This is a genomic window from Sphingobacterium haloxyli (assembly GCF_002980525.1).
Taxonomy (GTDB): domain Bacteria; phylum Bacteroidota; class Bacteroidia; order Sphingobacteriales; family Sphingobacteriaceae; genus Sphingobacterium; species Sphingobacterium haloxyli.
In genome coordinates this window covers 330504-350327 of record NZ_PVBQ01000001.1, presented here as the reverse complement: position 1 = coordinate 350327, position 19824 = coordinate 330504, and the positions used below count along the sequence as shown (strand labels likewise).

Genomic DNA, 19824 nt, shown 5'->3' with positions numbered 1-19824 from the left:
ACACATGAAAAAGATATTCGTGATTTTTCTTCTGAGCTTTTTAGCGGTAAGTCTGAAGGCGCAGGATAATACAGGGGAACAGAAACGGGCCGCCGAATGGAGTGCCGCGCTTGAACTTAACGACATCGAAAAAGAAGAGCGTATAAAGACGTTAATCTTTAACCATCTGGTTGCCGTTAAAGAATGGCATAATAGTCATCCGGCGAGTACGGTTCCAGCCGGAATCAACCCTTTAACCGGTCAGAAATTAAGTGAGCTGGATAGAACTATTATTGCCGATTCGGCTATGCCTTATATCGTTCATAAAACGTTAATGGATGGTTTAAGAGAAGAATTAGATACTGCTCAAGTGGCTTTTATATTGGACAAATACACGATTGGTAAGGTTGATTTTACCATGAACGGTTATAAAGCCATTGTGCCCGATTTGACCGCGGAAGAGGAAAAAGTGATCAGAGCTAATTTGGAAGAGGCGAGGGAAATGGCGATCGACTACAAAAACATGAAGCAGATCTCTGCCATTTTCGAGATTTATAAAACCAAATCAGAGCAGTATTTGAACGCCAACGGCAGAAGTTGGAGACAGTTATATAAAGATTACGTGAATAAGGCTAAAGCCGAAAAAGCAAGAAAATCAAATGAAAAATAAAATAGGTTTATCCGTTATTATTAGTTTTTTGTTCCTCGTTGGAACGCAGGCACAGCAAAATGCACTCCACAAGTGGCAAAAAGGTATTGTCACCAATGAGTTTATCTATGATAAAGCCAGTTTTCCTTCTTGTCATTCGGCGAGTATCGTGGAAACGACGGCAGGCAACTTGGTGTACGCCCTTTTTGGCGGAACGAGGGAACGCAATCCCGACGTAGAAATTTATATCTGCCGGTATGAAAATGGGCAGTGGACAGGACCGCAATCTGTTGCTGATGGTGTGCAGAAAGACGGAAGCCGCTTGCCCACCTGGAACCCGGTACTGTATCAGATTCCCAATGGCGACTTACTGTTGTTTTATAAAGTAGGGCCTAAACCATCCGAATGGTGGGGCCTGTTGAAACGCTCAACTGATGGTGGGAAAACATGGTCGGATGCGGAAAAATTACCGGAAGGATTTCTTGGCCCCATTAAGAACAAGCCTGTCTTGCTGAGCAATGGCAACTTGATTTGTCCAAGCAGTACAGAAGGGGATGGCTGGAATATTCATTTTGAAATTACACCCGATTTCGGGAAGACTTGGCGCAAGGTCGGACCGATCGCAACGGGAGAAGATAGCCTCCAGGCGATTCAGCCCAGTGTTTTAGATCACGGAAACGGCAAACTACAGATTTTGGCAAGAAGCCGTAATTGGGCGCTGGTGGAATCATGGTCGGATGACTATGGTGAAACTTGGACGCCATTGCGCAAAACAAGTTTGCCTAATAATAACTCGGGCACGGATGCTGTCACGATGGAAAACGGAACGCATGTACTGGTTTATAACCACGTATTACCTCCACCAGAAAATCCGAAAGGGCCACGGACCCCGTTAAATGTTTCCATATCGAAAGATGGTAAGAAATGGGACGCGGTATTGATCTTAGAAGATTCACCGATCAGTCAGTACTCTTACCCGGCGGTTATACAAACAAGTGATGGTCTATTGCATTTCGCTTATACTTGGAGGAGACAAAAAATGAAACATGTGGTCGTCAACCCTAAAAAATTAAAGAAAAGAGCGATAAAGGACGGTGCTTGGCCCGAAGTGAAGGGTTATACATTGCCAAAGCTAGAAACTTATAAAGCAGAAGAAGAATAATTAGATGTCGAAATAATATGTCAATAGATCGGATAACAAGGGTTAGCTTTCCGGGGAGCTTGGTTTTTGGAAATGGAGTGCTGAAGCAGCTAGCCGAAGATGTGGTGAAGCAGGGGTATAAAGCCGTCATTATCATGACAATTAAGCCACTTTTAGGACAGCTAGCTGATTTTGTAGCAATATTGGAGCGGAATAAGATCGATGTGTCGACGGATACCAGTATCGAGCAAGAACCTACCTTTTCAGATGTAAAAATGGTATTGCAGCAACTTTCAACTGTGGCGGCGGATGCGGTTATCGGTATCGGTGGTGGAAGTGTATTAGACGTAGCGAAATTAGTCGCTGCACAACTGGAGAACGCGCAATCGTTGGAAGAGATCGTCGGAAACGGTCTATTAAAAGGCCGGAATAAAGGTCTTATCTGTGTGCCGACTACCGCTGGAACGGGAAGCGAGGTTTCCCCGAATGCGATTCTGGTGGATGACGAAAATCAGAAAAAAGGAATCATCAGTCCTTATCTGGTTCCGGATAAGGTATATGTAGATCCATTGCTTACGATTGGTGTGCCGCCAGCTATTACCGCAGCGACGGGTTTGGATGCCCTGACGCATTGCTTGGAAGCCTATACCAATAAGTTTTCCCAACCTTTTGTCGATATGTACGCTTATGAGGGCATGCGCTTGATAGCAGAGAACCTAAAAGAAGCTGTTCATAACGGAAAGAACGAAGAAGCGAGATATCATGTTGCGATGGGAAGTATGCTGGGTGGCTTCTGTTTAGGCCCAGTGAATACGGCAGCAGTTCATGCGTTGTCTTATCCGTTGGGCAGTATGTTTCATTTGGCCCATGGTCTTTCCAACGCACTTTTACTGCCTTATATTATGGAATATAATTACGTGGCATCACCCAAAAAATACGCTGAAGTGGCGGTTGCTTTAGGATGCAGCCGTTTAGCTACCGACGAAGAAACAGCTCGTGCGGGCATCGAACGAGTCAGGACATTAATCAATGCTTGCGGTATCCCTGCTCGACTGCGCGATGTAGAAATACCGAAAGAGGCTATTCCGAAGATGGCGGAGGACGCCATGAAGATTACGAGGTTGTTAGTCAACAACCCTAGAGAGATTACATTGCAAGATGCCGTATCAATATTTAATGCTGCCTACTAAAAATGAAAGAAATAAAAACAAGAAAAGAAACGATTGTTCCGGTGGTTGCACCGTTGAAACAAGATTTAAGTTTAGATGAAGATGCGGTATCCCGTATATTTTCCTATTTGTATGCTAATGGAGCCACGCCTTTTATCTTAGGGACTACTGGCGAATCAGCATCGTTGTCTAATACTTTTAAAGAAGAATATTTAAGATCAGCTGTTGTTAATAGACCCGAAGGGGAAAAACTATATGTGGGTATTTCATCTAATATTCTCGAAGACTCTATTTCTTTTGCGAATCTGGCGTTCGAATTAGGGGTATCCGAAGTAGCGGCTACATTGCCAACCTATTATAAGTTGTCGGATGTACAGATAGAGAAATATTACTTAGACTTAGCAGAGGCTATTGAACCTAACCTGATCGCCTATAATATTCCTGCGACGACACACATGTCTATTCCGCTGAATCTGTTAGAACGGCTGAGCCATCATCCGAAAATTGTTGCGGTGAAAGATTCAGAGCGTAATATGGAACGAATAGACCAATCCTTGGATTTATGGCGCGATCGGACGGATTTCAAACACTATATGGGCTGGGCGGGAGCCTCTGCACATTCCCTAATTAACGGTAGTGATGGCGTCGTGCCCAGTTCGGCGAATTTTGCTCCCGCGATATACCGAGATATGTGCCGCGCAGCGGAACAAGGTGATTTGGAAAGTGCTTACGCTTTACAAAAGCAATCGGATGATCTAGGTGCATTATATCAGTCAAATAAGTCTTTAGGGGAATCGTTGTGGGCACTTAAGGTGCTAATGAAACAATTGGGCCTATGTGAATCGTTTATGATGCCCCCTTTATACACCTTGAGCGAACAGGAAGAAACGCATATTGTGGAAGCTTTTCAAGCTTTGATAACAAAAGATAACATTAAACTGAATTTAATAAGTCATGTATAAGCCAATTATTGGGATCACGATGGGGGATCCGGCGAGCATTGGTCCCGAAATCGCATTAAAAGCATTGTTGGATACACGTGTGCAGGATATTTGCAGACCTATTTTAGTTGGCGATGCGGCTGTTTTTCAACAAATCATATCGCAACTGCAGCTACCTATCAACGTTCACGCCATCGATGAGGTTTCGAAAGCTCAATTTGTTTCGGGAGAGGCTGATGTATTGGACTTGAAGAACACGGATTTAGCTAAAATCACGTTTGGAGAGATATCGGCGGAAGCGGGAAATGCTTCGTTTGAAGCGGTTACAAAGGTGATCGATCTAGCGCTGAAAAGAGAAATAGATGCCACTGTAACCGGGCCGATCAATAAGAAATCTGTAAACGAAGCAGGCCACCATTTTGCAGGTCATACAGAGATCTATGCACATTACACCCAGACAAAGAAATATGCCATGCTTCTCGTGGAGGAAAACATGAAAGTTATTCACGTGTCCACCCATGTACCATTGCGCGAAGCTTGTGATTTGGTGAAAAAAGACCGTATCGTGGAGGTCACGGAATTACTGCATCAAGGGCTAGCTAGTCTGGGAGAAACCAACCTTAAAATCGGTATAGCTGGGCTTAATCCACACGCTGGAGATTCAGGGCTATTCGGTACGGAAGACGATGAGGAAATTGTGCCGGCGGTAGAAGAAGCACGTAAAAGGGGATATGACGTAGAAGGGCCTGTACCTGCGGATACGCTTTTTTCGAAAGCAGCTACGGGTTACTATGGCGGTATTGTCGCGATGTATCACGATCAGGGACATATTCCATTTAAGCTCACCGGTTTTAAATGGAATGCGGAGAAGAAACAAATGGATAGTGTGAAAGGCGTGAACATTACGATGGGGCTGCCCATTATTCGAACCTCCGTAGATCACGGAACAGCTTTTGAAATTGCGGGCAAAGGCGTGGCTAGTCCCGATGCTATGGTGTTGGCCATTGAATCGGCTGTACAATTGGCTTTAAATAAATAAAATCTGATGGCGATATTGGTAATTGCGGATGATTTGACTGGTGCTGCCGAAATAGGCGGGATGGTCTTGCGTCACGGATTATCGGTAGAGATCGTGCATACATTAGCATCGCCAATAAGTAAAGATGTTCGGATTCTGAATACAAATACACGGTCGCTAAAAGCGGATGAAGTGCTTCTTCACCTGCAAACGACATTTTTGCTGGACAAAGGCCTCAAATGGGACTGGATATACCTCAAGTTTGATTCAGCACTCCGTGGGCATATCAAAGAAGAGATATCCTTCTATCGGACTTTTTTCCAAAAGGATAATGTAGTCTTTTGTCCCGTTAATCCGGCATTGGGGCGTGTCATTAAAGATGGCGTGTATTGGGTTAGTGGCAAGCCTATTGCGGAAACCGACTTCGCGCAGGATCCCGAGTTCCCGGTAACAAAAAGTCGTATATTGGAGACCCTTGGTGCCAAATCTTGGCATCTGACGGACGATGTAAAAACATTATCGACAGTAAAGCCGCCATACACCGTTGCCGCAGTCAAAGACGAAGCAGGCTTGGATAGTTGGGCTTCTGTAGGAATATCTTTTGGGATCTGCGCGGGAGGTGCTGCGTTTTTTGATGCTTTGCTTCGTCAGCAGACAGAGCAGCGTCCGGTATCGAATAATTTGGATCCCCTGCCTCAAACGCCTGTATTATATGTGTGTGGGTCCCGTCATGAAAGCAGTATCGAACGTATTGCGACGGTTAATACCAATAAAGTGGTATATTGGGCGGATATTGGTGAAGAAGAAGAAGTGGCAAAAACTATTTGTCGCAAGATGGATAAATATGGCAAAGTGATACTAGCCGTTGCTCCCACGGTGCGTTGCGATGCAGCAATCGTCCGGGAGCATATTGCACAAGTGCTCGCTATTCTTTATCAGGAGTATACACTGCATGAGTTGGTCATTGAGGGAGGTGCAACAGCTCGGGCAATATTGGAAGTGCTTGGTATCGACACGCTCGTGCCCACATGGGAGTATGGGCAGGGTGTTATTCGGAATCATGTGCCCGAAGTAGCATTGACGGTAACATTGAAGCCAGGAAGTTATCCGTGGACAGAAGAATTATGGGTATTTTAGCCCAATCGATGTAATGTCGAATAATGATAGATAAACCTTATGTTGAGCATATTTGATTACGGAATAATTATAGCCGTTTTATTGATTACCTTATACTTTGGACTTCGATATGCAAAAAATCAGAAGTCTACTGAAGCCTATTTTTCTGCCAAAGGGCGTGTGCCGTCTTGGGCGATAGGTATGTCGTTGTTGGCAACTCTGATTAGTAGTGTCACTTTTCTAGGGTATCCCGCCGAAGGGTACGCTAATAATTGGATACTACTGGTTCAAGGGCTGATGGTGCCTATTGTGCTGATGGGCACCGTATGGTTTATTGTACCGTTGTACCGAAAGGTAATTGGCCTGAGTACCTATGAGTATTTTGAGAAGCGTTTTGGCAATTTTGCGCGCTATTATAGTTCCATTGCGTTTGTATTGCGTCAGTTCTCTGGAATGGGAACAGTGCTGTATCTTCTCGCGGTGGCGCTATCGAGCATGACGAACATCAACACGTATTGGATTATTCTCGTGGTGGGAAGCATCATTGTTATTGTGAACTTGCTTGGTGGTATTGAGGCGGTCATCTGGCTCGATGTATTTCAGGGATTCATGCTCTTCGCCAGCGGAATTTTATGTTTGCTCGTTATTATCTTCTCCGTGAATGGTGGCTTTCCGGAAGTGTGGCGGGTGGCCTCCGAAAGCGGGAGGACAGGATTCGGGCCGTATGATCTGGATTTTACGCGGTTGACTTTTGTGGTGATGGCCATCAACGGAATGTTTTATGCGATCCAAAAGTATGGGACAGACCAAACCGTCATCCAACGGTATCTAACCGCACGTTCAGATAAATCGGCGATCCGTGCGTCGTTAATGGGGATTTTACTAACGGTTCCGGTATGGTCGCTTTTTATGTTTATTGGTACAGCGCTTTTCGTGTACTATATGCAACAACCATTACCCGATAATATAGGTCCCAATAGCGTGTTTCCGTATTTCATCATGACACAATTGCCTGTGGGCGTGGTCGGATTTATCCTGGCGGCGATGATTTCTGCGGCTATTTGTAGCCTTAGTGCTGACCTCAACTCGCTAGCGGCCGTAGGCATCGAAGATTATTACAAAAAACTGCGTCCCGAGCGTGTGGATAACGAATATCTCCGTGCTAGTCGTTGGATGGTCGCCATTGCGGGAGCCATTTCCATGATTATTGGCTTTATCTACGTGGAACTAGGGAGCGAAAGTATCCTGGGTATTATCTTTACACTATACGCGATATTTTCGGGCGGTATAGTCGGTATTTTCTTATTGGGTATTTTCACCGAACGCGCGAATAGCCAAGGAATAAATATTGCGATTGCGGTGTGTGTGCTGTTTACTGCTTACGCATTTTTAACCAGCACCGAGATTGAATTTGGAGGAAACACGTTTCTTCTGTTGGATTTGGGTGAATATAATTTTACGCATCATAAGATGATGCTGGGGGTATATAGCCACTTGGTCGTTGTTGTTGTCGGCTATTTGGCTAGTTTATTTTTTCCAAAACCTGTATTAGATTCTAATCTGTACTATAGGGGATGGAAAAGAAACCGCCGGCTTGACCGCGAAAGGGGAATAGAATCATGAGAAAAGTCGTCATTACCACTTTGGTATACTTGTGCTGTTTTATCCATTTTAGTAGGGCACAAAATTCGGATGATAGATACCGTATGCCGCTTGAGGATGTTATCCATATCGTGGAAGAGCGATACAATATCGATATCAAGTATGATCAAAAGCTCGTAGCGGGCAAATCGTTGAATTACGCCGCGTGGCGTTTCCGTGCAGATGTGGATGAGACCCTTCGAAATTTATTAGCTCCGTTGGATCTAAAGGCGAATAAAGAAGGGAAAGGTAAATATAAGCTAAAAGAATATGAATATTACCGATGGGAGCCGCAGGACGGATGGGATTATCTCGATCAATTGGCCTCGCGGTATCAGGATAGGGACAGCTGGGAACAACGGAAACAACAGATTCGGCCGGATTTGTACAAAGCCTTGAAGCTGTCGCCTTTGCCTCCACGACCGCAGTCAGTACCCTTGGTTACAAAAAAACGGAAGTTTAAGAACTATACCGTGGAAAATTTTGCTTTGGAGATCATGCCCGGCTTATATGTTAACGGTTCGATATATAGACCTTTGAAATCAAAAGGTAAGGTGCCGCTGATGTTGAGTCCAGATGGACATTGGGCTGGTCATCGTTTCCGGAAGGACGCGCAGATTCGCTGCGCGATGACCGCACAAATGGGTGCGGTTGCCGTGAGTTACGATCTTTTTGGCTGGGGAGAGTCCGGCCTACAATTTCAGTATAGCGACCACCGCAAGAGCTTGTCGTTGACCGTTCAAACATTGGGAGCTATACGTATACTAGATTGGATGTTACAAGATAGTCAGATCGATACGACACGCGTGGGTATCTGCGGAGGTTCTGGGGGTGGCAGTCAGACGGTACTGATGACCGCGCTGGATGACCGTATTACGTTGAGCGTTCCGGTCGTTTCGTTGTCTTCCTATTTCTATGGGGGATGCCCTTGCGAGAGTGGGATGCCTATACATGCGAGTGCCGGTGGAACAAATAATGTTGAATTGGCGGCTATGGCGGCGCCCAGACCACAGTTAGTAATCTCGGACGGCAAAGATTGGACAGCACACATGCGCCAACATGATTTCCCTTATCTCCAAAAAATATATGGCTATTACGGAGAAACCGAATTGGTGGAAAATGTACATCTCCCCGAGGATGGCCATGATTTCGGTTATTCCAAACGTAAACCTGTTTACGATTTTATCAGCAAGCATTTTGGTCTGAATACGCAGCGGGTTAAAAATGCAGCCGGTGATTATGACGAGTCAGACTGTATCATAGAAGAAGAAAACGCGTTATACGCTTTTGGGGCGAATGGGGAAAATTTGCCATCTAACGCGATACACGGTTATGAAAATTTAGAAAAACTATTATTTAAAGACGAATAGCATGAAGGTAATAGACAGAAGAGCATTTATCACGACAGCTGTACTTGGCGCAACGAGCTTGATGTTGCCGGAATCAACTTGGGCACGCGCAGGGAAAGATCAGCGCTATAAAGTGGCGGTCATTGATTTGATGATCTTGAAAAGACAGAAGCTAAGTGCAGTTAAATTGACCAGTGAAATCGGTGCCGACGGCCTGGAAATCGATATGGGGGGACTAGGTAACCGGGATACATTCGATAATAAGTTTTTCGACGAGGAATTCCGGACAAATTATATTAACGCTTTGAGGGAACACCGAATCGAGGTGGCTTCAGTGGCGATGACCGGCTTCTATGCACAGTCGTTCGCAACGCGGCCAACGTATAAGCAAATGGTCGATGACTGTTTAAAGACCTGTAATCTATTGGGTGCTAAGATTGCCTTTCTGCCGTTAGGCGTGCAAGGAGATTTGGTGAAGAACCCCGAGTTGCGCCCTGCGATTGTGGAACGCCTGCGGGAAGTCGGTAAGATGGCGAAAAAAGCCGGTGTTATCGTGGGAATAGAAACGGCATTGGATGCCCGAGGAGAAGTAGAACTATTAAGAGACATCGGTTCTAAAAATATTCAGATTTATTTCAACTTTTCTAATCCTTTGAAGGAAGGCCGGGATTTGATAGAAGAATTGAAAGTCTTAGGCAAAAAGCGGATTTGCCAAATTCATTGTACGGACGAAGACGGTGTCTGGTTAGAAAACAACACGCGTCTAGACATGCCGAAAGTAAAAGAAGCATTAGATAAAATGGGCTGGAGGGGTTGGTTAGTTATTGAACGTTCCAGAGATGCAAACTTGTCGCCACGCATGGTGAAAGAAAACTTCGGTGCTAATACCAGATATGTGAAATCTATTTTTCAAGGATAATGGCTTCACTGTCGTTTAAAAGATAATAATTTGATGAAAACAATATGGATCAGCTTGGTTGGGCTTTTATGCTGCGCGTGCGCGTCGACCTCGCTACAAGAACGATTAGACGCGGCATTACCGCAATATGACGAGGTAGGAGCAGATGTGATGCCTGATACGATTGCGCCCATTCAATCACCTTATTTTGACTACGATTTTAAGCGTCCTGTTTTTCCCGAACGAGTCGATTCGCTGCTCCCTGGCGCGTCGGATATCCAGAAACGTATTGATCTGCTTGCTGCGGTGGGAGGTGGCACCGTGTTGTTAACAGCGGGCGAGTATACTTCTGCAAGAATTGAACTCCGATCGAATATCAACCTGCATCTGGAAGAAGGCGCGGTACTTACGTTTAAAAGCGAAATATCGGATTTCCTGCCGGTAGTGTTTACGCGAAACGAAGGAATTGAGCTTTATTCTCTGGGCGCCTGTATCTATGCGCGTGATGCCGAAAATATCGCAGTGACGGGAAAAGGAAAATTAGTAGGCCCCGGTGAAGGGTCGGTGCGCGAACGGACCATGACACATGAGGTCATCGAAAAGGTGGTCAACTTAGACCTTCCGGTCAACGAGCGTATCTACGACGGGGAAACCGCATCTTTTATATTTCCACCGGCCTTGATTGCACCGATCAACTGTAAAAAAGTGTATATAGAGGGCGTTACGCTGGAGCGTTCGGCCTTTTGGAATGTGGTGCCGACTTATTGCGAAGATGTCGTCATTCGCGGAATTAAAGTGTATTCAGAAGGCATACAGCGGGGTGACGGAATTGACATCGAATCGTCTAAAAATGTACTGGTGGAATACTGTAGCCTCTATACTGGTGACGATTGTATCGCTATTAAGGCCGGCCGGGGACACGACGGACTGCGGGTAAACAAGCCGTCCGAAAATATCGTGGTACGGTATTGTTTGGCAGGAACAGGGCATGGAGGCATTACCCTAGGCAGTGAAACGGCGGGCATGATCAAGAACTTATATGTGCACGACTGTGCTTTCGACGGCACAGACGTAGGCATCCGCTTTAAGACACGTCGCCCGCGTGGAGGCGGTGGACACGATATTACTTTTGAGAATATCCGCATGCACGTTGTCCATTCGGCCTTGCGCTGGGATATGCTGGGAAGCGCCACGCATGTTGGAGCCCAAGCAAGTCGGGATTTTGAGGTTGCTATCAATGACCTGACGCCGGAATTTTCCAACGTTAAGATCAACGATGTCTTAATCGAATCATCGGAAAACTGCATCAACGTGGAGGGCATCCCCGAATCAACGTTAAAGAATGTGGAAATAACCAATCTCCACGCAACTGGCAAAAATTACCTCACGTTAAATGACGTCGATAATTTCGTGCTAAAAGATAGTGAAGTATATTGCGAAGAATGTGCTGTCGATAGCGTTCATGTCTCGGGCTTTAAAACGGAGCGAGTGCGGGTAATACAACGGTAATATCATCCCGTTAACATAATACATCTGTCTTTGATACACACCCAACATGTTCATGTTGGGTGGCAATGCGTGGTTTCTAACAGCAGTCGATTTTCATTTATTTTCTTTTTTCTTTGTTTATTGCGTTTTATTTTCGATATTTAACGAAGCTAAAATGTTATAATACTAAGTTATTATGCTTCCAATACAACGACGAGAAAAAATATTGGCTTTGCTAAAAGAGGATGGGGCAGCTAAAGTAATCGATTTAGCAGCACTTTTTAAGGTGACCGAAGCAACCATCCGCCAAGATTTAGAGAAGCTGGAGAAAGAAGGACTCATATCCCGGGATCATGGTGGGGCTTATTTACGCAATATCGAAGATCAGGTACGAAATTTTTCGCTTGCCAATCAATACGAAAACATCGCTAAAAAAGAACAGATTGCATTAAAATGCGTAGAACTTATCGAAGATGGGGATACGATTATTTTGGATTCCGGTTCTACTACCACAGAGATTGCCCGCAAGATCAAGGGAGTAAAAAATCTGACCGTCATTACCAATGCCCTTAACATTGCCCTGATGCTTGGTGCCGAGCCGGGTATTGAAGTCATCATGACGGGGGGAGAGTTCAAACCTCCTACCTTGTCGCTAACTGGCCAGAAGGCCTCCGATTTTTTTAAGGGAATTAATGTGCAGAAGCTTTTTTTAGCTACGGCAGGTGTATCGCTGAAAGCCGGCCTCACCTACCCGAGTATCAGTGATATCATTGTAAAAAAGGCGATGGTAGACGCAGCGCAAACCACCTACTTGGTTGCGGATTCAACTAAAATCGGCAAGACATCGTTTGCCAGTTTAGGCGCGATGTCCCTTGTTAATTTTTTGGTAACGGATTCCGAAATTGATGAGATACATAAAAATATGTTTCGGGACCACGAGATTGATATTATTATTGCCGGCGGTTAGGTGTAGCTGGCTATACATTGTAAATTCAAATAGAGAGAGCAAATGAATACAGGAGTTTTTGGTGTCATTTTTGGAAATCGTGATTTTTTTCCGGATCACTTGGTGGGAACTGCGCGAAAAGAGGTGAAAGCGGTGTTGGATGAGCTGGGTTTGGACTATGTTATGTTAGCGGAGTCTGATACGAAATTAGGCGGCGTGGAAACCTTTGCTGACGCCCAGAAATGTGCTAACCTTTTTAAAGCCCATCGTGAGGAGATTATGGGGATATTAGTGATATTGCCCAATTTTGGCGACGAACGCGGAATGGCCGAAACCATTCGGCTGTCGGGCTTAGATGTGCCCGTGCTCGTGCAAGCATATCCGGACGACCTTGACAAACTGGATGTTGCCCGTCGGCGCGACGCATGGTGTGGAAAGATTTCCGTTTGCAATAACCTATACCAATACGGCATAAAATATAGTTTAACGGAGCAACATGTCATCCGTCCGGATAATGCAGATTTCAAACAGGAAATAGGTGATTTCGCCGCTGTATGCCGTGTCGTTAGCGGAATAAAAGGCATGCGGATTGGAGCGATCGGCGCTCGGCCAGGGGGCTTCAACACTGTACGCTACAGCGAAAAGATATTGCAGCGCAACGGTATCACCGTTGTAACGGCCGATCTCTCCGAGATATTGGGGCGTGCAAACCGAATCAAAGATGATGATACGATTGTGAAGCAACGGATAGAAGCTATAACCAATTATGCTAAACGCGGACTGACGCCGGATGAATCGTTGGTGCAGATGGCCAAGCTGGATTTTGTGTTGCAGGAGTTTGTCGAAGAACATGCCTTGGATGCCACGGCATTGCAATGTTGGACCTCGTTGCAACAGAATTTTGGTTGTAACGTGTGTACTTCCATGAGCATGATGAGTGAAAATATGCTCCCAAGCGCCTGTGAAGTGGATGTTACGGGCACCTTGACCATGTACGCTATGCAATTGGCCTCCGGTTCGCCAAGTGCGTTGGTGGATTGGAATAATAACTATGCCGACGACCCGAATAAAACCGTGTTGTTTCACTGTGGGAATTGGGCAAAGGCATTCTTACCGGATATAGAAATCAGCAACGCACCCATCTTAGGATCGTCTCTGGGTGTAGAAAATACTTGGGGGGCGTTGGACGGACGGACGCCGGCATCGCCATTGACGTATGGACGGATCAGTACGGATGATATGCAAGGCAAGATCAAAGTGTATATAGGTGAAGGAGAGCTTACGGACGATGAATTAAATACGTTCGGTAACCGTGCAGTGGCACGCATCCCGGATTTGCAGGGGCTGATGCAGTACGTATGCCGTAATGGCTTCGAACATCATGTCGTCATGAATGCCTCTCGAACAGCGAAGATATTGGAAGAAGCACTAGGGAATTACTTCGATTGGGAAGTCTACAACCATGATAAAGGATAAGGGAATGGAATCGTTAGCAAAAAAATCAATTGAATACCGAAAGCGTATTCTAAAATATATCTATAAAGCAAAAGCGGGGCATACTGGAGGTAGTCTATCCTGCGTAGACATATTGAATGTGCTCTATAATAGGGTTATGCACGTAGGACCTTCAAACTTTGATAGTCCCGATCGGGACCGTTACATCCAGAGTAAAGGGCATTGTGTGGAGGCGCTCTTTGTTGTATTGGCCGATCAGGGTTTTTTCCCCGAAGTCGAACTGGAAAATCTTTGCCAAGGAGGTTCGCATTTCATCGGGCATCCCACCCGAAAGGTGCCGGGTGTAGAGCAGAATACAGGAGCCCTAGGGCATGGTCTTTCCTTGAGTGTCGGCATGGCAATTGCCGGAAAGCTCGACGCGAAAGATTACAAAGTATTTACCCTGATGGGTGATGGCGAATTGGCAGAAGGATCGAACTGGGAGGCCGCGCTGACCGCTGCGCATTATAAATTGGATAACCTTTGTGCGATCATCGATTATAATCAGTTGCAGATTTCGGCCCCTACTCGAGAGGTGTGTAATACAGATCCAGTAGCTGATAAGTTTAAAAGTTTCGGCTGGGAGGTGATCGAAGTGGATGGACATGATGTTGATGAATTGGAGGAAACGTTTCGCTCACTCCCGCTAACTACGGAGAAACCTAGCTTGGTCATCGCGCATACGATCAAAGGTAAAGGTATCAGTTACATGGAAAATGTACTGAAATGGCACCACGGTGTGCCAAGTGAACAGGAGTATGAACAGGCACAAAAGGAATTGGATGACGCTCTTTTGGCGCTTTAATTAAAAACGGGCTTGGATATGAACAAGGAAATTAAAATGGGAAAAGCGAATCTGGAGGTGTTTTCGGAGACGTTGCAACAGATTGCAGAAACAAATAAGGGGCTGTTGGTGGTTACAAGCGACTCCAGAGGATCGGGAAAACTGGTGCCCTTTGCGCAACGCTTTCCACGCCAGCTGGTCGAGGTGGGCATTGCAGAGCAGAATCTGGTGGGAATATCCGCCGGGCTGGCATCTACAGGAAAACAGGTTTTTGCCGTGTCGCCAGCGTGTTTTCTGACAGCAAGATCGTTGGAACAGATCAAGAACGATGTAGCGTATTCGGACAATCCGGTTACGTTGGTGGGCATCAGCGCGGGGGTCAGCTACGGCGCATTAGGATCGACACATCATAGTCTACACGATTATGCTGCACTGCGAGCAATTCACAATATAGTGGTTTGCGCGCCTGCGGATAATTTTGAGACCCGAGAAGCGGTGCAACAAGCCGCAGTGTCCGACCACCCGGTGTATATACGTTTTGGCAAGCGACCGATGCCCATACTTCGAGAGGATGTGCCGTTTACGTTTGGTAAAGGTCGCGTACTGCGCGAAGGCAAGGATATGGTTATTTTGGCTACCGGTGAAACAGTTCACCCGGCGATGGATGCTGCAGCAATGCTCCAGGCGTCGGAGGGCTTGGAAGCCATGGTTGTCAGTATGCACACGGTGAAGCCGCTGGATACGACATTGCTCACTGAGCTGCGAGAAAAAGGCATGCCTATCCTTACCGTAGAAGAGCATAGTGTGAACGGTGGTTTGGGCGAAGCCTGTGCGGCGTTCTTACTACAGGGACGCCATCACAATGCCTTCCATATCATGGGGATTCCGGATGAATATACCGTCACCGGTTCGCAGCAGTATATCTTCGATCACTACGGTATCAACGGCGCGGGAATCGCGACAGCAGCCTTGGAGCTCTTGCATACCGCCGAAAAAGCGTAAAATACGCGCGCTTTAGTGCGCCATTATAAACAAAAAATAAACCAAATAGATGATGTATATCATTGGCAGATGTTTATGCGTATGCTTGGCCCTGTTGCTATGCTTTTCCTGCGGCTCCAACGAGTCGGAGAAGGATAATGCCAAGCAGATTGCGATTATTGTGTCTACCCTCAATAATCCCTGGTTTGTATTTCTGGCCGAAACGGCTAAAGAAGAGGCAGCAAACCGAGGGTATGTTGCTCGTATTTTCGATTCACAAAACAATACTTCATTGGAGTCGAATCACTTTGAAAATGCCGTGGCGCTAGGATACGATGCTATACTACTGAATGCCACAGATTCCGATGGATCAGTGGCTAATGCAAAAAAAGCGATGGAAGCCGGTATTCCTGTATTTTGCATGGATAGGGAACTGAATAATCCCGATGCTGCGACTTCGCAGATTGTTTCGGATAGTTATTCTGGCTGTGTCGAACTGGGCGGTTTATTCGTTCGTTCCCTGAAGCGAAAGGGAAAGTATGTCGAATTGCTTGGATTGGTGGGTGATAATAATACCTGGAACCGATCGAAAGGCTTCCATGCCGTTGTTGATCAGTTTCCCGAGATGGAGATGGTGGCGCAGCAAAGTGCGGACTTTGATCGGAACAAAGCGATGGAAGTATTGGAATCGATCTTGCAGGCACATCCCGATGTCGACGCCGTGTTCTGCGGAAACGATGCGATGGCTATGGGAGCTCAGCAAGCATTGGTCGCTGCCGGAAAAGACAAAGCGATCCGTGTTTACGGCTTCGATGGGTCGGAAGATGCGGTACGTTCGGTGCAGGCCGGCGGGTTGGATGCGACGGTCATGCAGTTTCCACAGAAGATTGCCGAGACCGCGGTCGCATTTTCGGACGAATATTTTAAGGGAAAGACCGAGTTTCAACAAAAAACATTGGTCGATGTTGAACTCGTGACACCCACCAACGTAGATAGATATACGAGCTATGGTAAAGAATGAAACATATAGGTCGCCTCAGAAAAGAAGGTCACTCGTGTACGGGATATCCGCATTGATTGGCTTGGTGTTATTGTATTTGTCTTTCGATATCGTGCCGTTGGACGAACGAGCAGAAACGACAGCGGGCGAGGATGTCGCCGAAATGGTAGCGGTCTACTTTGAAGAAACCCTGCCGGCGGTTATGTTGGATGCACCTCAGCCCTGCGGCTTGCTGAAGACGCTGGAAACAGAGGATAGCAACGGCTGGGAGAAATATGGGCAGCAGACCGCAATCGGGAACAGATACTATTTTCTGATCAGCGGTCAGGGTCAGGTAAATACGGTAGAAGACGACTTTATCACCGTGACATTCGGAACGGGAGAAGCGCAATGTACATTCCGTATTTCGACGGTTTATATCTTCGGTAATGAAATCCGGGATGCGTCCGGAAAATTACAACTCAAGGAGGTTGGTAGCTTACCTACGTTTAATAGCCTATCGGAGTCGATCAACGAACGTGTGCGCAAGCAAGTGGTGGCACCTTTCTTGAAGAGCGTAAAAGAGGGTAAGACTATACAGGTGCAAGGCGCTTTTGCGCTGAATAGACGATTAGGGTGGGATCCCGATGTGGAAATTAAACCTATACAATTACAGTTTAAAGATTAATATGGTGGTCTCATTAAAAAATATATCAAAAACGTTTAATGGTGTATACGCCCTCCGCGACGTTAGTATCGATTTTCCAGCAGGGAAAGTGATTGCTTTGATTGGGGAAAACGGTGCGGGGAAGTCCACGCTGATGAATATATTAAGCGGCGTCTATCCTGACTATGAGGGACAACTCCTATATAGAGGCGATTCGGTTCGTTTTCAAAGACCACGCGACGCGCAGGATCAAGGTATCGCTATTATCCATCAGGAGTTAAATCTTATCCCGCACCTCAGTGTAGTGGAGAATATTTTCTTAGGAAGAGAGTTGGTTACGACTTGGGGGGCGTTGGACAGGACGGAGATGAAAGCCATAGCTAAAAGGTTACTCGCCCGCTTGAAGTTAACGTTGAATCTAGACATGCCTGTTTCGCAACTGAAAGTTGGCGAATGTCAGCTGATCGAGATTGCGAAGGCGTTACTGGTGGAAAGTGATGTGGTGATCATGGATGAACCCACTTCGGCTATTAGCGAGTCCGAGGTCTACGCTCTGTACGATATCATACGCGACCTAAAAGCGTCAGGTACCACGGTTATCTACATTTCGCATAAAATGAAGGAAATTTTTACGCTGGCGGATGAATATGTGGTGTTGCGAGACGGCCAGCTGGTTCGGCAAGGGCAAATAGCAGAAGTTGATGAACAGCAACTCGTAAACATGATGGTGGGAAGAGCCCTGGGCGAACGGACGAAATCTCCATGCCGCACGACAGAAGAGAAAGTGCTGCAAGTGCATAACCTATCGCTGATACATCCTGGAAAAGACGCCATGTTGCTCGATCAGGTGTCGTTCGAACTCTGCAAAGGTGAGATATTGGGCATCTTCGGACTTATGGGAGCGGGTAGAACGGAATTGTTGGAAACCTTGTTTGGCTTGCGCGGTAAACCGGCTTCGGGCGATTTTACGTTCGATGGGGAAGACGCCCCGTTTTTCAGTTCACCTAACGAAGCACTCCGGTATGGTTTAGCGCTCGTGCCAGAAGATAGGAAGTCGGACGGTTTGGTGTTGGGTATGGATGTACGCTCGAACCTAAGCCTGTCGGTACTGTCGAGTTTGGAAACATTGGGTGTGTTGGCGGACGTACAGGAGAAGGAGCTCTGCCAACAATATGTGGATAGGCTGCGTATCAAGGCTGCAAATGACCAACAGCAGGTCGGTAGTTTGAGCGGTGGAAACCAACAAAAGGTCGTATTGGCCAAATATCTGGCGACGCATCCGAAAGTGCTGATGTTGGATGAGCCAACTCGCGGAATCGACGTGTATGCCAAAGGCGAAATCTATGATTTAATCCGGGAGCAGGCCACGGCGGGATTGGGCGTCATTGTGGTGTCGTCCGAACTACCCGAGTTATTTGCCATTGCAGATCGTCTTCTTGTCATGTGTGACGGTCGTATCACCCAAGGATTTAAAACAGAGGAAGCTACAGAAGAAGCTATACTACAAGCGGCATTGCCCGATAAATAATATTGTGTATGAAAATAGATCATTTACATATGAAACCGAGATATAAATCATAAAATAAAAAAAGATAATTAGATGAACATCACCGTATCAGCATATAAGAAGCGTTTACAGCAGCTGCAACCCTTGATCGCATTATTTTTATTGTGCTTGGTCATCGCTATTTTTTCCGATCGCTTTCTGTCTATGACTAACCTTTGGAATGTCATGCGCCAGATATCAGTCAATATCTGTATTTCCGTCGGGATGACTTTAGTTATCATCTCCGCAGGCATAGATCTTTCCGTAGGTTCTATTTTGGCTTTTGCAGGCGCAGTCACAGCTTCGTTTTTGAGTATGGGGGCTGAGATTCCCGTTTTCGGAGTGTATCTAAGTGTTACACCTGTGGGTGCGATATTGATGGGAATACTGATGGGAGGTGCCTTAGGTTGGATTAATGGATGGGTAATCACCTATTTTAGGGTACAGCCTTTTGTCGCGACATTGGCTATGCTTACTATTGCGCGCGGCCTGACAATGCTATGGACACAGGGTTATCCTATTAGCTCGCTGGGCGACGATTTCGCGGGCCTGGGTACCGGATGGTTTCTAGGAGTCCCTATCCCCGTTTGGATCGCCGCGGCCGTGACCGCTTTAGCGGTCTTTGTCATGAAGAAGACACGGTTTGGTCGATATATCTACGCTATTGGCGGAAACGAGCGCGCAGCACGCCTGTCGGGTATAAAAGTCAATCGGGTAAAGACCCTTGTGTATGTGTTATCGGGCATGTTGGCTGCAGTCGGTGGTATATTGGTTACCTCCCGTTTAGATTCGGCACAACCTAATGCTGGCGAAGGATATGAATTAGATGCGATCGCAGCAGTAGTGATCGGCGGAACATCTTTATCGGGTGGACGCGGGCTCATTATGGGGACTGTTTTGGGGGCCGTTATCATTGGTGTACTGAATAACGGTTTGGTGCTACTCGGGGTTTCGCCTTTTTGGCAGCAAGTGGTGAAAGGGACGGTAATTTTGGTTGCGGTCATTATTGACCGTTCACAACATAAAGACAAGAAATAA

General features: G+C 46.3%; 18 protein-coding genes. All 18 read left to right on the top strand.

Annotation, left to right across the window (positions count from 1 at the left end; all coding sequences use genetic code 11):
• The first annotated feature begins 4 nt into the window (after positions 1–4).
• The 18 genes from C5745_RS01235 (at position 5) to C5745_RS01150 (ending at position 19824) form a co-directional block, all read left to right on the top strand.
• The gene (locus tag C5745_RS01235) at positions 5–649 is read left to right on the top strand and encodes a DUF3826 domain-containing protein (RefSeq protein ID WP_105715120.1); all 645 of its coding nucleotides are present in this window, start codon (positions 5–7) and stop codon (positions 647–649) included.
• Positions 639–1790: a sialidase family protein gene (locus C5745_RS01230; RefSeq protein WP_105715119.1), complete on the top strand. Its 1152-nt coding sequence runs from the start codon at positions 639–641 to the stop codon at positions 1788–1790. Before C5745_RS01235 ends, C5745_RS01230 begins: the two co-directional genes overlap by 11 nt.
• A gap of 17 nt (positions 1791–1807) precedes the next feature.
• Positions 1808–2959, top strand: a complete 1152-nt coding sequence (locus tag C5745_RS01225; protein WP_105715118.1) for an iron-containing alcohol dehydrogenase — start codon at positions 1808–1810, stop codon at positions 2957–2959.
• A 2-nt stretch (positions 2960–2961) separates the two neighbouring features.
• A complete protein-coding gene (locus C5745_RS01220; protein WP_105715117.1) occupies positions 2962–3900 on the top strand; it encodes a dihydrodipicolinate synthase family protein in 939 nt (312 codons plus the stop codon).
• Entirely contained in the window at positions 3893–4918 is a 1026-nt protein-coding gene (gene pdxA / locus C5745_RS01215; RefSeq protein WP_105715116.1) for a 4-hydroxythreonine-4-phosphate dehydrogenase PdxA, read from the top strand. Before C5745_RS01220 ends, pdxA begins: the two co-directional genes overlap by 8 nt.
• A gap of 6 nt (positions 4919–4924) precedes the next feature.
• The gene (locus C5745_RS01210; RefSeq protein ID WP_105715115.1) at positions 4925–6034 is read left to right on the top strand and encodes a four-carbon acid sugar kinase family protein; all 1110 of its coding nucleotides are present in this window, start codon (positions 4925–4927) and stop codon (positions 6032–6034) included.
• Between the two features lie 39 nt (positions 6035–6073).
• The gene (locus C5745_RS01205; RefSeq protein ID WP_105715114.1) at positions 6074–7636 is read left to right on the top strand and encodes a sodium:solute symporter; all 1563 of its coding nucleotides are present in this window, start codon (positions 6074–6076) and stop codon (positions 7634–7636) included.
• Positions 7633–9024: an alpha/beta hydrolase family protein gene (locus tag C5745_RS01200; protein WP_105715113.1), complete on the top strand. Its 1392-nt coding sequence runs from the start codon at positions 7633–7635 to the stop codon at positions 9022–9024. The genes C5745_RS01205 and C5745_RS01200 overlap by 4 nt, the downstream gene beginning before the upstream one ends.
• Before the next feature lies 1 nt (position 9025).
• Complete coding sequence (locus tag C5745_RS01195; protein WP_105715112.1) at positions 9026–9922, top strand: sugar phosphate isomerase/epimerase family protein; 897 nt, start codon at positions 9026–9028, stop codon at positions 9920–9922.
• Between the two features lie 33 nt (positions 9923–9955).
• Positions 9956–11410 carry a glycoside hydrolase family 28 protein gene (locus C5745_RS01190; RefSeq protein ID WP_105715111.1) on the top strand — a complete coding sequence of 485 codons (1455 nt, stop codon included), beginning with the start codon at positions 9956–9958 and terminating at the stop codon, positions 11408–11410.
• A gap of 175 nt (positions 11411–11585) precedes the next feature.
• Positions 11586–12356, top strand: coding sequence for a DeoR/GlpR family DNA-binding transcription regulator (locus C5745_RS01185; protein WP_105715110.1), 771 nt, complete (start codon positions 11586–11588; stop codon positions 12354–12356).
• 42 nt (positions 12357–12398) lie between these two features.
• A complete protein-coding gene (locus C5745_RS01180; protein ID WP_105715109.1) occupies positions 12399–13811 on the top strand; it encodes an L-fucose/L-arabinose isomerase family protein in 1413 nt (470 codons plus the stop codon).
• The gene (locus tag C5745_RS01175) at positions 13798–14634 is read left to right on the top strand and encodes a transketolase (protein ID WP_243403210.1); all 837 of its coding nucleotides are present in this window, start codon (positions 13798–13800) and stop codon (positions 14632–14634) included. Before C5745_RS01180 ends, C5745_RS01175 begins: the two co-directional genes overlap by 14 nt.
• Positions 14635–14652: 18 nt before the next feature.
• Positions 14653–15615, top strand: coding sequence for a transketolase family protein (locus C5745_RS01170; RefSeq protein WP_105715108.1), 963 nt, complete (start codon positions 14653–14655; stop codon positions 15613–15615).
• Between the two features lie 49 nt (positions 15616–15664).
• On the top strand, positions 15665–16615 hold the full coding sequence (locus C5745_RS01165) for a D-ribose ABC transporter substrate-binding protein (protein ID WP_105715107.1): 951 nt from the start codon (positions 15665–15667) through the stop codon (positions 16613–16615).
• Positions 16602–17261 carry a DUF2291 family protein gene (locus C5745_RS01160; protein ID WP_105715106.1) on the top strand — a complete coding sequence of 220 codons (660 nt, stop codon included), beginning with the start codon at positions 16602–16604 and terminating at the stop codon, positions 17259–17261. Before C5745_RS01165 ends, C5745_RS01160 begins: the two co-directional genes overlap by 14 nt.
• Positions 17221–18768 (top strand): sugar ABC transporter ATP-binding protein, encoded by a 1548-nt coding sequence (locus C5745_RS01155; RefSeq protein WP_243403209.1) that lies wholly within the window; start codon positions 17221–17223, stop codon positions 18766–18768. The genes C5745_RS01160 and C5745_RS01155 overlap by 41 nt, the downstream gene beginning before the upstream one ends.
• 72 nt (positions 18769–18840) lie before the next feature.
• Positions 18841–19824, top strand: coding sequence for an ABC transporter permease (locus C5745_RS01150; RefSeq protein WP_105715105.1), 984 nt, complete (start codon positions 18841–18843; stop codon positions 19822–19824).

Coding starts and splice junctions, on each gene's coding strand:
- C5745_RS01235 (WP_105715120.1), top strand. CDS start 5: ATGAAAAAGATATTCGTGATTTTTCTTCTGAGCTTTTTAGCGGTAAGT.
- C5745_RS01230 (WP_105715119.1), top strand. CDS start 639: ATGAAAAATAAAATAGGTTTATCCGTTATTATTAGTTTTTTGTTCCTC.
- C5745_RS01225 (WP_105715118.1), top strand. CDS start 1,808: ATGTCAATAGATCGGATAACAAGGGTTAGCTTTCCGGGGAGCTTGGTT.
- C5745_RS01220 (WP_105715117.1), top strand. CDS start 2,962: ATGAAAGAAATAAAAACAAGAAAAGAAACGATTGTTCCGGTGGTTGCA.
- pdxA (WP_105715116.1), top strand. CDS start 3,893: ATGTATAAGCCAATTATTGGGATCACGATGGGGGATCCGGCGAGCATT.
- C5745_RS01210 (WP_105715115.1), top strand. CDS start 4,925: ATGGCGATATTGGTAATTGCGGATGATTTGACTGGTGCTGCCGAAATA.
- C5745_RS01205 (WP_105715114.1), top strand. CDS start 6,074: ATGTTGAGCATATTTGATTACGGAATAATTATAGCCGTTTTATTGATT.
- C5745_RS01200 (WP_105715113.1), top strand. CDS start 7,633: ATGAGAAAAGTCGTCATTACCACTTTGGTATACTTGTGCTGTTTTATC.
- C5745_RS01195 (WP_105715112.1), top strand. CDS start 9,026: ATGAAGGTAATAGACAGAAGAGCATTTATCACGACAGCTGTACTTGGC.
- C5745_RS01190 (WP_105715111.1), top strand. CDS start 9,956: ATGAAAACAATATGGATCAGCTTGGTTGGGCTTTTATGCTGCGCGTGC.
- C5745_RS01185 (WP_105715110.1), top strand. CDS start 11,586: ATGCTTCCAATACAACGACGAGAAAAAATATTGGCTTTGCTAAAAGAG.
- C5745_RS01180 (WP_105715109.1), top strand. CDS start 12,399: ATGAATACAGGAGTTTTTGGTGTCATTTTTGGAAATCGTGATTTTTTT.
- C5745_RS01175 (WP_243403210.1), top strand. CDS start 13,798: ATGATAAAGGATAAGGGAATGGAATCGTTAGCAAAAAAATCAATTGAA.
- C5745_RS01170 (WP_105715108.1), top strand. CDS start 14,653: ATGAACAAGGAAATTAAAATGGGAAAAGCGAATCTGGAGGTGTTTTCG.
- C5745_RS01165 (WP_105715107.1), top strand. CDS start 15,665: ATGATGTATATCATTGGCAGATGTTTATGCGTATGCTTGGCCCTGTTG.
- C5745_RS01160 (WP_105715106.1), top strand. CDS start 16,602: ATGGTAAAGAATGAAACATATAGGTCGCCTCAGAAAAGAAGGTCACTC.
- C5745_RS01155 (WP_243403209.1), top strand. CDS start 17,221: ATGTGGAAATTAAACCTATACAATTACAGTTTAAAGATTAATATGGTG.
- C5745_RS01150 (WP_105715105.1), top strand. CDS start 18,841: ATGAACATCACCGTATCAGCATATAAGAAGCGTTTACAGCAGCTGCAA.